This window comes from Flavobacterium sp. WC2430, assembly GCF_040822075.1.
Classification (GTDB): domain Bacteria; phylum Bacteroidota; class Bacteroidia; order Flavobacteriales; family Flavobacteriaceae; genus Flavobacterium.
This window is the reverse complement of the sequence record NZ_CP162007.1, coordinates 1,994,701-2,009,449: the sequence shown is the minus strand read 5'-3', so window position 1 is coordinate 2,009,449 and position 14,749 is coordinate 1,994,701. Positions and strand designations below refer to the sequence as shown.

Annotated in this window: 13 protein-coding genes and 1 pseudogene; 5 read left to right on the top strand and 9 right to left on the bottom strand. The window is 33.1% G+C overall.

The genetic code is table 11. The features are described from left to right. Window positions 1–243 precede the first annotated feature (243 nt). Window positions 244–2,481, top strand: coding sequence for a cation:proton antiporter (locus AB3G36_RS08855; RefSeq protein ID WP_367751873.1), 2,238 nt, complete (start codon window positions 244–246; stop codon window positions 2,479–2,481). Window positions 2,482–2,541: 60 nt separating this feature from the next. On the opposite strand, the gene guaB is transcribed toward AB3G36_RS08855, so the two are convergent. From guaB to AB3G36_RS08835, 4 genes are all read right to left on the bottom strand, one after another. Then, window positions 2,542–4,014 (bottom strand): IMP dehydrogenase, encoded by a 1,473-nt coding sequence (gene guaB / locus AB3G36_RS08850; protein ID WP_367751871.1) that lies wholly within the window; start codon window positions 4,012–4,014, stop codon window positions 2,542–2,544. 170 nt (window positions 4,015–4,184) lie between these two features. Beyond that, window positions 4,185–5,573, bottom strand: coding sequence for a DUF5723 family protein (locus AB3G36_RS08845; RefSeq protein ID WP_367751869.1), 1,389 nt, complete (start codon window positions 5,571–5,573; stop codon window positions 4,185–4,187). Further along, the gene (locus AB3G36_RS08840) at window positions 5,570–6,133 is read right to left on the bottom strand and encodes a hypothetical protein (protein WP_367751867.1); all 564 of its coding nucleotides are present in this window, start codon (window positions 6,131–6,133) and stop codon (window positions 5,570–5,572) included. Before AB3G36_RS08840 ends, AB3G36_RS08845 begins: the two co-directional genes overlap by 4 nt. 83 nt (window positions 6,134–6,216) lie before the next feature. After that, a complete protein-coding gene (locus AB3G36_RS08835; protein WP_367751865.1) occupies window positions 6,217–7,080 on the bottom strand; it encodes a hydroxymethylglutaryl-CoA lyase in 864 nt (287 codons plus the stop codon). A gap of 181 nt (window positions 7,081–7,261) precedes the next feature. Here AB3G36_RS08835 and AB3G36_RS08830 point away from each other — a divergent pair. Beyond that, window positions 7,262–7,402, top strand: a pseudogene (locus AB3G36_RS08830) (DUF3307 domain-containing protein); the annotation flags it as partial. Window positions 7,403–7,458: 56 nt separating this feature from the next. On the opposite strand, the gene AB3G36_RS08825 reads toward AB3G36_RS08830, so the two are convergent. Both AB3G36_RS08825 and AB3G36_RS08820 read right to left on the bottom strand, forming a co-directional pair. After that, complete coding sequence (locus tag AB3G36_RS08825; protein WP_367751863.1) at window positions 7,459–8,481, bottom strand: quinone-dependent dihydroorotate dehydrogenase; 1,023 nt, start codon at window positions 8,479–8,481, stop codon at window positions 7,459–7,461. A gap of 212 nt (window positions 8,482–8,693) precedes the next feature. After that, window positions 8,694–9,215, bottom strand: coding sequence for a DUF6799 domain-containing protein (locus AB3G36_RS08820; RefSeq protein ID WP_367751861.1), 522 nt, complete (start codon window positions 9,213–9,215; stop codon window positions 8,694–8,696). Between the two features lie 282 nt (window positions 9,216–9,497). Between AB3G36_RS08820 and pepT the strand changes: the two genes are divergently transcribed. The 3 genes from pepT to AB3G36_RS08805 all read left to right on the top strand — a co-directional run bounded on the left by pepT (window position 9,498) and on the right by AB3G36_RS08805 (window position 11,962). Continuing rightward, window positions 9,498–10,769 carry a peptidase T gene (pepT, locus tag AB3G36_RS08815; protein ID WP_367751859.1) on the top strand — a complete coding sequence of 424 codons (1,272 nt, stop codon included), beginning with the start codon at window positions 9,498–9,500 and terminating at the stop codon, window positions 10,767–10,769. Then, entirely contained in the window at window positions 10,770–11,357 is a 588-nt protein-coding gene (locus tag AB3G36_RS08810; RefSeq protein WP_367751857.1) for a YdeI family protein, read from the top strand. A gap of 191 nt (window positions 11,358–11,548) precedes the next feature. Beyond that, the gene (locus AB3G36_RS08805; protein WP_367751855.1) at window positions 11,549–11,962 is read left to right on the top strand and encodes a hypothetical protein; all 414 of its coding nucleotides are present in this window, start codon (window positions 11,549–11,551) and stop codon (window positions 11,960–11,962) included. 74 nt (window positions 11,963–12,036) lie between these two features. On the opposite strand, the gene yajC is transcribed toward AB3G36_RS08805, so the two are convergent. The 3 genes from yajC to AB3G36_RS08790 all read right to left on the bottom strand — a co-directional run bounded on the left by yajC (window position 12,037) and on the right by AB3G36_RS08790 (window position 14,556). Further along, window positions 12,037–12,309, bottom strand: coding sequence for a preprotein translocase subunit YajC (yajC, locus tag AB3G36_RS08800; protein WP_367751853.1), 273 nt, complete (start codon window positions 12,307–12,309; stop codon window positions 12,037–12,039). Window positions 12,310–12,339: 30 nt separating this feature from the next. Then, a complete protein-coding gene (gene nusB, locus AB3G36_RS08795) occupies window positions 12,340–13,251 on the bottom strand; it encodes a transcription antitermination factor NusB (RefSeq protein WP_367757917.1) in 912 nt (303 codons plus the stop codon). Between the two features lie 198 nt (window positions 13,252–13,449). Further along, entirely contained in the window at window positions 13,450–14,556 is a 1,107-nt protein-coding gene (locus tag AB3G36_RS08790; RefSeq protein ID WP_367751851.1) for a Glu/Leu/Phe/Val dehydrogenase, read from the bottom strand. Window positions 14,557–14,749: the final 193 nt, after the last annotated feature.

Sequence of the window (14,749 nt, the reverse complement as noted above, 5' to 3'; positions counted from 1 at the left end):
AAAAAAGCTATCTTTAACGATAGCTTTTTTTTAGTCCATCTATAGAGGCGGTTTTTTTAAAAACGAATTAACAAATATAAAAATCATACTAGCCCAGATTGTAATGGAAAGCCTTGCGGGATAAAAACTATTTTTATGGCAATGGGTAGAGTGACCAAAGGAAACTCCTGCCAACTGCCTAATAAAAAAGTTTTTTGACCAAAAGCTTGAAATGGAAAGCTGGATTAGCTACAACAATAAATTATGAGTGCCGCAGCAACAATAGCAGAAACGACAACACATTTAGAACCACTTATTAGCGACTTAGGATTGATCCTGATGACTGCTGGTATTGCCGTTTTGATATTTAAGAAACTCAAACAACCATTAGTTTTAGGATATTTAATTGCAGGATTTCTGGCGGGAACTCATTTTGACTTTTTTCCATCGGTGAAAGATGTGAAGAGTGTTGAAGTTTGGGCAGAGATTGGCGTTATCATTCTACTTTTTAGCCTTGGACTGGAGTTTAGTTTTAAGAAATTAATGAAGGTGGGAGGTACCGCCTCCATCACCGCCGTCACCCAAATTGTGACTATGGTGCTGATTGGTTTTTTGGCTGGAAAATGGATGGGCTGGGGACAAATGGATTCTATTTTCTTGGGAGTCATCCTTTCCATTTCGTCCACAACCATTATTCTTAAAACCTTCGACGAACTAGGCGTTAAGGCTAAAAAGTTTGCCGGAATCGTAATTGGATCCTTGATTGTTCAAGATATTGTTGCCATTTTGATGATGGTTTTACTGTCTACAGTTGCGGTAAGCCAGAAATTTTCCGGAACTGAATTGTTAATGTCCATTTTAAAACTTGTTTTTTTCTTGACCGCTTGGTTTATGGGGGGTATCTTTTTTATTCCTTCTTTATTAAAAAAAGCAAAGCATTTACTAACGGATGAAATGTTATTAATCATCTCCCTTGCCCTTTGTTTAATGATGGTTATTCTGGCATCAGATGTTGGTTTTTCTCCAGCCTTAGGAGCATTCATCATGGGATCCATCATTGCCGAAACGACGCAAGCGGAACATATTGAACATTTAGTAAAACCGGTAAAGGATTTATTTGGCGCCATTTTCTTTGTTTCTGTTGGGATGTTAATTGATCCCGTTACCTTGTATGAACATGCAATACCCGTAGTGATTCTTACTTTTGTTACCATCTTTGGACAATCGATTAGTTCTACTATTGGTGCTTTGATATCTGGTCAACCGTTGAAACAAGCAGTGCAAACAGGAATGAGTTTGTCTCAAATAGGTGAATTCTCCTTTATTATTGCCACCTTAGGAATGTCGATGAATGTGACCAGTTCCTTTTTATACCCTATTGTAGTAGCCGTTTCAGCGATTACTACTTTTACGACACCTTTTATGGTGAAAATGGCCGTCCCATTTTCGGAAATATTAGAGCGAAAATTACCTAGAAAATGGGTGAAAAATATCGCTCGTTACAGTACAAATGCCCAAGCGATTCGTTCCGTAAGTACTTGGCAAATAGCCATACGTGCTTATTTAATGCAGATTGTCTTAAACACTATAATTATTACATCAATTATTCTGTTGTCGGCTAATTACGTATTGCCATTGGTTGAAGACTCGAAATTTGGTAATGCTATAGCAGCCTTAATTACTATTATTATTATTTCTCCTTTCTTATGGGCTTTGTCGCTTCGCCGTGTGGCAGTGGAACAAGTAGATGCATTGTATAAAGAACGCAAATACAGAGGGCCGATTTTGATGATGATCTTTTTTAGAATGGGATTGGCGTTGTTTTATATCGGGTTTCTATTGAATATCTTTTTCTCCCCTGTGATTGCTTTTTTCGCCTTAGTTGTTTCTATAACTATCTATTTCTTTTTTCCAAAACAGCTGCATGCCCAATATCATAAAATTGAAAATCATTTTCTAAAAAACCTCAACAACAGAGAAACAAAAAAAGTAGACCGTCGTCATGCCAATTTAACCCCTTGGGACGGACATATGTCCACATTTGAAATTGCTCCAGAATCTAACTTAGCCGGGAAAACGCTTCGTGAGCTTCATATTAGAGAAGATTTAGGAATTAATATTGCTTTTATAAAGCGTGGGGAATTAACGATTCAAATTCCTAATAAATTAGAACGTTTGTTTCCAGGAGATGAAATTTGCGTGATTGGTACCGATGAACAAGTCGAACAATTTTCAAACTATCTAAAAGGAAATGAAATTAAAGAACCTGCAAAACAGGACAACAATCTTGTTTTAAAACAAATAGAACTGAACAATGAGGAATTTATTGGGCGAAGCGTAGGTCAATCAAAATTACGAGAGCGAACGAATGGTTTGCTAGTAGGAATTGAACGTAACGGACAACGAATACTAAACCCAGAATCCAATATAGTTTTACAAAAAGATGATATTCTATGGATTGTAGGAAACAACAAATTGATGAATACTTTATTTAAAGAGTAAGCATAAAAAAAGGCAAAAGTAGAACACTTTTGCCTTTTTAATTATTTCTATTTGATCCAATTATCTTGAATAATTTGGCGCTTCTTTTGTAATAGTTACATTGTGTGGGTGACTTTCATTGATTCCACTTGCAGTAATACGAACAAAACGTCCTGTTTCTTGCAGAGTAGGAATGTCTTTTGAACCACAGTACCCCATTCCGGCACGAAGACCTCCAATGAATTGTAACATACTTTCGTTTAGTTCCCCTTTGTAAGGCACACGTCCCACAATTCCTTCTGGAACTAATTTCTTTACATCATCTTCTACATCTTGGAAATAACGGTCTTTAGAACCGGTTTCCATTGCTTCAACAGAACCCATTCCTCTATATGATTTGAATTTTCTACCTTCAAAAATGATAGTTTCTCCAGGAGACTCTTTCGTTCCTGCAAGAAGTGATCCTAACATCACACAATCAGCACCTGCAGCAATCGCTTTAGGAATATCTCCTGTGTAACGAATCCCTCCATCAGCAATAACGGGCACACCTGTTCCTTTTAATGCAGCAGCTACTTCTAACACTGCAGAAAACTGAGGAAAACCAACACCTGCTACAATACGAGTAGTACAAATTGAACCTGGCCCAATTCCTACTTTTACTCCATCTGCTCCATTTTCTACTAAAAATTTAGCCGCTTCTGGAGTCGCAATATTTCCTACAATCACATCGATTTGAGGAAATTTAGTTTTTACTTGTTTCAACGTGTTTACCACACCTTGAGTATGACCGTGAGCGGTATCAATAATAATAGCATCTACACCTGCGTTTACTAAAGCTTCCGCTCTTTCTACTGCATCACCAGTAACACCAATAGCAGCCGCTACACGCAAACGCCCATAAACATCTTTATTCGCAATTGGTTTTTGAGTTAATTTAGTGATATCTCTAAAAGTAATTAAACCTACTAATTTATAGTCGTCATTTACAACTGGTAATTTTTCGATTTTATGTCCTTGCAAAACTACTTCTGCTTGTTCTAGGGAAGTCCCTTCGGCAACAGTAATTAAATTTTCGCTTGTCATTACTTCAATAATAGGTCTTGCATTGTTTTTTTCAAAACGTAAATCTCTATTAGTAACAATTCCTTTAAGTATTTGGTTTACCCCTACAATAGGAATTCCACCGATACCGTATTCTTTCATCGCATTTTTAGCATCAGCAACAGTAGAAGTAAGCGGTAAAGTTACTGGATCAATGATCATACCTGATTCAGCACGTTTCACTTTACGAACTTTAGCTGCTTGCTGCTCGATAGTCATGTTTTTATGTAATACACCTATCCCTCCTTCTTGAGCCATAGCAATAGCCATAGCACTTTCAGTAACGGTATCCATAGCTGCGGATACAATAGGAACATTTAGCGTTATATTTCTTGAAAATTTTGATTGGATACTCACTTCGCGAGGAAGCACATTCGAGTAATTAGGAACTAATAATACATCATCGTAAGTTAAACCTTCGCCGATAATCTTGGAGTTGTGTGCTATCATGTTGCAATTTCTAGTTGAATTGCGTGCAAATATAGCAAATTATTTGATAAAATGTTTGAAAAACTAGTGAATAATATTCAAGTTATTTTTAATCATTAAAAATTAGCATAGATCTTTTTCGAAAGAGTATTGCAATTATAAAATCAAATAGTTCCTTGTTACTATACTAATTAGTCATCACTCTCTTTAAAAATAAAATTAAATCCGAATTGAAAAGACAAACTATTGGCTTTAGCCAGATCCTGATATTCCAAGAGATTATCAGCCAAAAAATACATATTAAACTTTCCTAAATTTCCAGAAAGTCCTAAACCAATATTAGTATACGAGAAAGTATCTACAGTATACGTTGCCTTCATTTGTAAATTTTGTAAAACATTTCGTCTGTAATAACCTGTCAAAGCAACTATTGGAGCTCTTGGTGTAGTCATCATAAACACTTGACCACCTACTGCGTTTTTATATTCCGATTCTTCACCACTACAATTACAGTCTCCTCCTCTTGAATCATTAAATGAATATTGATACGATGCATTGAATTTAACTGGACGCAAAGTTGTATATCCTGCATAAAGTGTATCTCGAGGAATGGCCGCTTGAAATTCTTCAAACACATTTTTAGGATTAGAATTCCCGTCAAACTTTGGATTTATCCCTTCATATTTATAAGAACCTTTATATGTAAATGTTTCAACATCTTTGCTATGTTTTATAAATCCTACATCAATTACACTTGCTGTAACTTGAATGTTTTTTTCTGGATAGTATGTAAATCCTAAATCGAATCCCAATCCCATATCACCACCAAATAATGCTTTCTTTTGCATATCACTACCGATATTTCCTTGATATCCTTTTTCTAAATATTTAGAAATACCAGAAGTATTGAGTTGCAAATCGGAATAAATGACTTGTTCATAAACAGTGGTCGTTGACGGTATGGTATAAATATATCCCGAGTTATTTGTAGACCTTGCATTAAAAGCACTCGAATACAATTTGGCTCTTCCTCCAATAATAAGATTCTCCTTTATATTTTTATGAAAACCAATATGCAATACTGAAAGCAATTCAGATTTTACACTTAAATCTCCCAAATTAAACACTTTGCCTATATAATCTTTGTTTCCGTACAGGGCAAATGTAGCCAAATCTTGTGGCAAATAAGACCAGAAATCAAATTCTTGATACATTCCAAAAGAAACATATCCTTTACTCTCCCAATTACCCACTTGAAAACCTCCAGTAAACAATTCTATTTGTTCATTTAAGGCAATTTTATCATTTCTTGAAGTAGACAATACAATATTTTGCAACTTGGTATTAAAATCGACTCCGTCATTTGCAAATAAATCATAAGCTGAAAATCCTGACGAACCTATATTAGCTGAAATTCCAGATAACAAAGGAACTCCAAAATAATATTTGTACTTAACATCAGCGCCAGGGTTACTCATTAAAGATTGAGGCACCGAAGTAAAATTATATAGAATTTGTTTGTTTTGACTAAAACTACTAATAGAAAGGAATAGTAAGCCTAATAAATATACTTTCCTCATTTTATTTCAAAATAAACAGTTGCACTTGAGCGTAGTTTTAAACTTCCTTGACCACTACCATCCAATGGTGTTCCAGGAGCCATAGCAATTACAAAGCCCATTCTTTTAGTGCTCTTAAGTAACTCCAGATTTAAATTTTCAAAAACTTCTGTTTTAGTTATGATATTAGGAGTACCATTATAGGCTGGTACAGTAAAAGGAATGAAATAAAGTGGCTGGTCATTTCCATCTAAAAGCACAATGTTTATTGTAAACATTCTATTTACAGTGTTATTGATTTCAAAAAAAAAGTCAGCCCTTTTTAAATTATCTCGAAAGAAAGAATCCCGAAAAACATCAAAATCTTGGGCATCAAAAGCTACTTTTTGCTCAATTCCATTTTCAATAAATCCATTTTCAGAAAGATCAAAATAAGTTAAATTAGCAACAATAACAGGTTCTAATTTAAGGTTATTCGCTTGATTAAAATCTAAATCACTGGAGCAAGAAACCGAAAAAAAAGTAAATAATACTGTAACTAAAACAGTAAGATTGCAGTATTTTTTTATTCTAAAAATCATAAATATAAAAGTAAATCTATTTAGAATAGTATTAACGCTTTCTATGTATACTTATTATTAACTTTTGTGTCTTTATTTATGAATTAATGGAATTCACCAAATAGCTTGGACGCTTCATTATACGCACTTTCAAAACTCAACGGATTCAAGTTGGTTTCTACTTTATTAGCAGTAAAATAAGATAATAATTTCTCAGTTGGCATATTACCTGTTAAATCATCTTTGGCCATTGGGCAACCACCAAAACCTTGAATAGCACCATCAAAACGAGTGCATCCCGCTTTATAAGCCGCATCAATTTTTTCAAACCATTTATCAGGAGTGGTATGCAAATGGGCACCAAATTCAATCTCAGGATATTTTGGAATTAAATTGGAGAATAAGTAGCTAATCACATCAGGAGTAGAACTACCCACAGTATCGGAAAGGGATAGTATTTTAACTCCCATGTTAGACATTTTTTCCGTCCACTCTCCTACTATATCTACGTTCCATGGATCCCCGTATGGATTACCAAATCCCATTGATAAATAAGCAACCACTTCTTTACTAGTTTGATCCGCAATTTCTAAAATTTCGGTAAGTGTAACTAAAGATTCGGCTATAGTTTTATGCGTATTCCTCATTTGAAAATTCTCGGAAATCGAGAAAGGAAACCCTAAATATTGTATTTCAGCATGCTTAGAAGCCATTTCAGCACCTCTTGTATTTGCAATGATAGCTAAAAGTTTACTGGTAGTTTCCGAAAGATCTAGTTGTGCTAAAACTTCGGCAGTGTCCACCATTTGCGGAATTGCTTTTGGAGAAACAAAACTTCCAAAATCAATAGAATCAAACCCAACACGCAATAAAGATTGTAAGTAAGCTACCTTCCTATCTGTAGGAATAAAAGGTTTAATACCTTGCATAGCATCACGAGGACATTCTATAATTTTCACTTGCTTCATATAGTTTCAAAGATAGAAAAACAATTAGGATTTCTAAATGATGCCTTTTAAATTTTAAGAACTTTAACGTATTCTGTATTTTGGTAATACAAATAAATATTACATAATTTGGTAATATTAAATATTAGGTCACTTATTTATTTTAGCTTTATTATCACAACCCTTTTTAAGCGATTCCATTTTATTGGTAGCCAAATCTATTTTTCGTTTTGGAGATTTGAAAGAGGCCAAAGACCGAAAATTAACCGAATATGTATTAATAGGCACTTTATTAAGCTTCGGGATAGCCTTACTTACAGGACTTTTAGTACAAGTTCTTTAAAACAAAAAAGTCCGTTAGAAATGGCTAACGGACTTTATATTAGGAAGAGAAGCGAATTATTTCATTCGTTCCAAAATCTTTTTATTAATCGCTTTTACTAATGCTGGTCCTTCATAAATAAAACCTGTATACAACTGTATCAAGCTTGCTCCAGCCTCTAGTTTTTCTATAGCATCATCAGCAGAATGGATTCCTCCTACTCCAATAATAGGGAAAGCTTTATTGCTTTTTTCAGATAAAAAGCGGATTACTTCTGTTGAACGTTTTGTTAATGGTTTCCCAGACAATCCCCCCATTTCGGCTTTATTGACTGATTGTAGTCCCTCACGCGAGATAGTTGTATTGGTTGCAATTACACCCGCAATTTTAGTTTCAGCTACAATATCAATAATATCTAATAACTGTTCATCTGTTAAATCAGGAGCAATTTTTAAAAGGACAGGCTTTTGTTTTGGTTTAGCCAAATTTTTATTTTGAAGTGTTTGCAACAACTGAGTCAATGGCTCTTTATCTTGTAGCGCACGCAAATTTGGTGTGTTTGGCGAACTTACATTCACTACAAAATAATCAACATAATCATACAAAGCATCAAAACATATTTCGTAATCAGATGTCGCTTCTTCATTTGGTGTCAATTTATTTTTACCAATGTTTCCTCCAATTAAAACGCCATTATTTGCTTTCAATCGTTCTACTGCTTCCAGAACTCCTCCATTATTAAAACCCATTCGGTTAATAATTGCCAAATCTTCTTTCAAACGAAATAATCGCTTTTTAGGGTTTCCATCTTGTTCTTTTGGTGTTAAAGTACCAATTTCTATAAATCCAAAACCAAAGTTCGACAACTCTTTATACAGCTTGGCATCCTTATCAAAACCAGCGGCAAGACCTACTGGGTTTTTAAATTTCAATCCAAAAACTTCGGTTTCTAAACGCTTATCATCTACCAGATAAAGCGAACGATAAATTGCCGAAAAACCAGGGATTTTAGAAGTAATGCGAACCAACGCGAAAGTGAAATAATGTATTTTTTCTGGATCAAATAAGAAAAATAGCGGACGAATAAGAAGTTTGTACATGTATATTTAGTTGTGTTGTGCAAAAATAGAATTATATAGTCGATAAATAAATATTTGTAAACTAAAATTTATTATTCAACTAAAATTAAAGGGTTCTATAGGCTAGAGTTTTAAATGAAATAAAAAAACCGAAGCCTAATAATAGGCTTCGGTTGTAAAAACTAACACTTTAACTGTTTTTTTTAAAATCAAAAACTGAACTTCAAAGCGTTTTATTTTTTGTCTTTTTTCATTTCCATTTTCTCCATCATCATGCCGTCCATATCCATTTTCTCCCCATTTTTCATCATCATGGTTTTCCCATTTTTCATTTTAACCATTCCGTTTGGAGAGACCATTGCACCGTTAGACATTTTCATTTCTTTATCCATCATCATCATTTTACCATCTTTCATAATCATCATTTTGCCATCTTTCATTTTTACATAATTTTTCATCATCATGCCTTGCATATTCATCATTTCGCCATTTTTCATCATCATAGACTGGCCATTTTTCATTTTCATCATTCCATTTGGAGCAACTACAGTACCGTTAGACAATGTCATCTCTTTATTCATCATCATCATCTTACCCTCTTTCATCATCATTACCTTACCGTCCTTCATTTTCAAATACTCTTTCATTTGTGCCATTTTAGCATCATGCATCTTTTCCTTTTGCATTTTATTATCTTGGGCTTCTACTCCTGAACAAAATAACACAGCGACTATAAATAATAATAAATTTTTCATAATGATTTGATTTTTAATATTATACGTTTATTCTAACGACTATTAAATTTACAAAAAAAAGTGGTCAATCCGTTTTTTTTAACGCTTTTTAAGTTTAACGAACCATTCTTTAAATAAAATCTAATTTTACTGTATAATTTTATGATTCTACTAAAAAACAAAACAATTGTAAATGGGCTTCACTTTCTTTATTATACCTAATTAACAAAAGACCAAAGTCATCTTACGAATTCAGTTTGTAAATAAACTGTATATTTGTCCCTCATATATAAATATACTTTTATGCAACATATCATTGACCGTTTCATTAGTTATGTAACGATTGACACCGAATCTGACGCAAGTTCAGACACAACTCCAAGTACTGCAAAACAATGGGACTTAGCCAATAAATTAGTAGCCGAATTGAAAGCAATTGGTATGCAGGAAGTAACCATAGATGATAAAGCATATATCATGGCAACTTTACCAAGCAATGTCGATCATGAAGTACCAACTATTGGGTTTATTTCTCATTTTGATACCACACCAGATTTTACTGGAGCCAATGTAAACCCACAAATCATTAAAAATTATGACGGTAAAGATATTGTGTTAAATGCCGAGCAAAATATAATTTTATCACCTAATTATTTCAAAGATTTATTACAATACAAAGGACAGACATTAATTACGACTGACGGAACAACTCTTTTAGGTGCCGATGATAAAGCAGGAATTACTGAAATAGTAACCGCAATGGAATTCCTAATCAATAATACAGATATCAAACACGGGAAAATTAGAGTTGGTTTTACTCCTGATGAAGAAATTGGTCGTGGAGCACATCATTTTGATGTAGCCAAATTTGGTGCCGACTGGGCTTACACTATGGACGGTAGCCAAGTAGGTGAATTAGAATACGAAAACTTTAATGCGGCTGGAGCCAAAATTACTTTCAAAGGAAAAAGTGTACATCCTGGATATGCTAAAGGAAAGATGATTAACTCGATGTTGATTGCCAATGATTTTATCAATGCTTTGCCTTCTGATGAAACACCACAAGAAACAAAAGGGTATGAAGGTTTTTATCATGTACACCATTTAACAGGGGGCATTGAGGAAACTGTCTTGGAATTAATCATTAGAGATCATAACAAGATAAAATTCGAAAAACGAAAAGAAAAAATTGAAAAAATAACTCGTAAAATCAATAAGAAATTTGCGAAACAATTTGGGGAAGACATTGTGATTGCTGAAATTAAAGACCAGTATTACAATATGAAAGAAAAAGTGGTTCCCGTAAAACATATTGTTGACATTGCCGAAAAAGCAATGAAAGAACTAGATATCAAACCATTGATTAAACCTATTCGTGGGGGAACTGATGGTTGTCAATTATCCTATATGGGATTACCTTGTCCTAATATTTTTGCAGGAGGACACAACTTTCATGGAAAATATGAATATGTTCCTGTTGAAAGCATGCAGAAAGCGGTTGACGTAATTGTAAAAATCGCTGAACTAACTTCAATGCCTAACTTTGGATTAGAACTATCTAAAAAGAGAAAATAATTGGACACATCCACACCAAAAAAACATACTTGGGACAAGAATAATAACTGGACAGAAGAGTTACATCTACTGAAAGAAATTCTTGCCCAAACTGAATTGATTGAAACTACAAAATGGGGTGGTCCTGTTTATGTTTTGAACAATAAAAATGTGATTGGTATTGGTGGATTTAAGAGTTATTTTGGAATTTGGTTCTTTAATGGTGTTTTCCTTAAAGATGAAAAAAAAGTATTAGTAAATGCTCAAGAAGGCATAACAAAATCTTTACGACAATGGCGTTTTAATTCTATCGAAGAAGTTAATGAAAAAGAAGTATTAACTTATATCTTGGAAGCAATTGAAAATGAAAACGCAGGAAAAGTAATTAAAGCTACTGCAAAAGAAACACTTGTATCGACAGAATTACAACTCGCAATGGATACCAATAGTACTTTGGCGGAAGTCTTTCAAAAATTTTCATTAGCCAAACAAAGGGAATTCCACGAATACATTGAAGAAGCAAAACGAGAGCCTACAAAACTTTCGAGAATTGAAAAAATAACACCAATGATTCTAGCCAATATTAGTTTGAATGATAAATACAAATAAGAAAAGCCCCAATTATGGGGCTTTTCTTATTTTAATACCCACTTTTATTTTTCTTACCCAGAATAAATTAAACTTGTAGGCAAAAGCTTAACATTATCTTGTTCTTTTATTTAGTATATTTACTAATACCTTGTTAATAAATTCATTACAACCCAATAAAAGCAAAATATTAATAACATAAATATAGTATTATGGATGAGAAGAAAGAAGAGGTAACCACTCCAGAAACAGCAGTTATAAATAAAAAAGAAGCACCCGCTAAATCCAGAAAACCCAAAGTTGCCAAACCTGTTGCCGAAGTAATTCCCAAAGCAATTACAGAAAAAACAAGTGAAACGCCAAAAGGAACTACTCTTGACGAAACTAAGGATAAGAAGAAAAAAGAAAAAAACAAACTGAAGAAGGAAAAACAGAAAGAAAAGGGACTAATAAAAAAACTAGTTGTCAAAGAAGTCGCCAAATTAAAAGCGAAAGCGAAAAAAGCAAAGGCCAAGAAAGCGAAAAAAGACAAAGCGAAAAAAGCTAGGGCCAAAGCGAAAATTAAGGATAAAAAAGCAAAGGCGAAAGCTAAAAAAGCAAAGAAAAACAAAAAGAAAAAGAAATAAAACTTTTCATAAAACTAAAAAAGTCCCAAACGAAAATTTCGATTGGGACTTTTTTATAACCTTAAAAATAAGGATTATTTTTTTGCTAAAGCTGCACTCATTTCCATAGAAATTGCAGAACGCTCCATTTTTAATTTTCCAGACATTGTCTCTACAACAACTGTAGTTGCAGCAAGCTCAGAAACTTTACCGTGAAGACCACTTTTTGTAATGATTTTATCACCTACTTTAAGACTGCTTTCAAATTCTTTTTCGTTTTTAGCTCTTTTTTGTTGTGGTCTAATCATGAAGAAATAGATTACGACAAACATTAATAAAAACGGTGCAAATTGAGTTAATTGTTCCATAATTTTGAATTCTTTTTTTATTTATTACTATTACATTAAACCGCGACCGGCTTTAATCATTTTTTTATTGGCTTCTAGTTCTTTAACTAAATTGTCCAAAATTCCGTTGATAAAAATACTACTTTTTGGAGTAGAATACTCTTTTGCCAGTTCTAAATATTCATTTAAAGTTACTTTAACAGGAATAGAAGGGAATTTTAAAAACTCGCAAATCGCCATTTTTAAAATAATTGTATCTACCTCAGCAATTCGATCACTATCCCAGTTGGGCGTTTTATCAACAAATTCTTTAGCTAATTCAACCTCGTTTAAAACTGTTTTTCTAAATAAATCTTTAACAAAAGCTTTATCTTCAGCATCCTTATATACCTTAGGAACAGTAAAGTTATCGTCCATAATAGGCTTCATGGATTTCAATTGCTTAATAATATGTGTATTTACTAATGGAATATCATCAATCCAAGTCAATTTATCGTCTTCTAAATATTCGTACAATTTTTCATTAGGTACAATTACATCCATAAACAAATCAACAATAAGCTTTCGATCCTCTTCAAAAGAACTTTCAGGATTATCCATATAAGTTATATAATGATTACTCGCTTTTATAGCATTTAGTAATAACACAATATAATCATCATTAAGAGTCCAAGCATCAATTTTGCGATTTTCTAAAGCAATGCTTAAAGAATTGTTTTCGGCAAGAATTTGGAAAATACTATTCTTAATAAATTTTTCGTTTGGTTTACGCTCTTGGGGAGTTGCAAGATGTTTAAGACTTGATTTATGCAAGAATTCAGCTTCTTTTTTACCAATTTCCATTAAGGAAGAAATCATGGTAAGGTATAAATCTTGAATATTATCGATACTATAAAAAAGAAATTTTTCTTCCTTCTCTAGATTATCAGAACCGTTTTGATGCATCGCATAAATGGATTGCATTACTTTAACGCGAATGTGTCTTCTGTTTACCACCTTGTAAGAACTTTTATTAATTAAGGTGCAAAAATAAGTATTTCATTGTTTATAATAAAATATATAATTGCTTATTTTAAAAGTATTCCGTGTTCCGTTTTTATATAATTGATAATTAACTATCAAAAAAAAACGCAACACGGAATAATTCACAGTACTAAAAACCTATTTTTTACTGTTTTCTATTTTTCTTTGATCAATGCGGTTTTGAGCAATTCTAAGTGCAGCATGGTGTGTGGTGATATTATTTGCAACAGCATAATCAAAAATCTCCAAAGTAGTATTGTAGATATTTTCTGTTTTACTCATAATTTCAGCTTTACCATAATGAGCAAGTTCAGCATAAACATTGATAATTCCACCTGCATTAATCAAGAAATCTGGTGCATATAAAATGCCTCTTTTTTGTAAAATAGCACCATGAATATCTTCATTAGCCAATTGATTATTAGCAGCACCAGCAATTACTTTTGCTTTGATTTTATTAACTGTAGTATCATTAATAGTTGCTCCCATAGCACAAGGTGCGTAGATATCAACATCAGCAGTATATAAATCAGCTCCTGTATAAATAGTTGCATTATATTTTGTCCCTACTTCGTATAGTTTTTCTTCATTGATGTCAGTAATAGTAACAATAGCGCCTTCTTTAGTTAAATAGTCAACTAATGTTTCACCAACATGACCGATCCCTTGAACCAATACTTTTTTTCCTGCAAGTGAATCAGAGCCAAATTTATGTTTTGCAGCTGCTTTCATTCCCATATATACTCCAAAAGCAGTAACTGGCGAAGGATTCCCTGCTCCTCCTCTTTCTTCAGATATTCCGGTAACATAAGGAGTAACGTCTCTTACAATGTCCATATCTCTAGTTTCCATTCCCACATCCTCAGCAGTAATATATCTTCCGCTTAATGAATGTACAAATTCTCCAAATTTACGCATCAATTCAGGCGTTTTCTTGGTTTTAGCATCGCCCATAATAACGGCTTTTCCTCCACCAATATTCAATCCTGTAATAGCCGCTTTATACGTCATACCACGTGACAAACGCAATACATCATTTAAGGCTTCCCACTCGTTTGCATAATCAAACATACGAGTCCCACCTAAAGCAGGTCCCATTACCGAATTATGAATACCAATAATTGCTTTTAAACCTGTATCTTTGTCATTGCAAAATACAATTTGTTCGTGATCATCAAATGATAATTGTCCAAAAACGGGATCCATTTTTTGAAGTTCCTTTCCTGTTGTGAAAGTTGCATCCATAGCGTTAATTTTTATAGTGATAAAATTATGAATTTGTCAAAAAGACAAGTCAAATTTACATAAAAAATGAATAAATTTCATTTTTTTATAAAAAAAATAAACAATTCACATGTTTACTGCTTTTAATCACTTTCCTAAAATTAACAATACAACAACAATTAATCAAAAAATAAGAGAATCATAATACCGAATA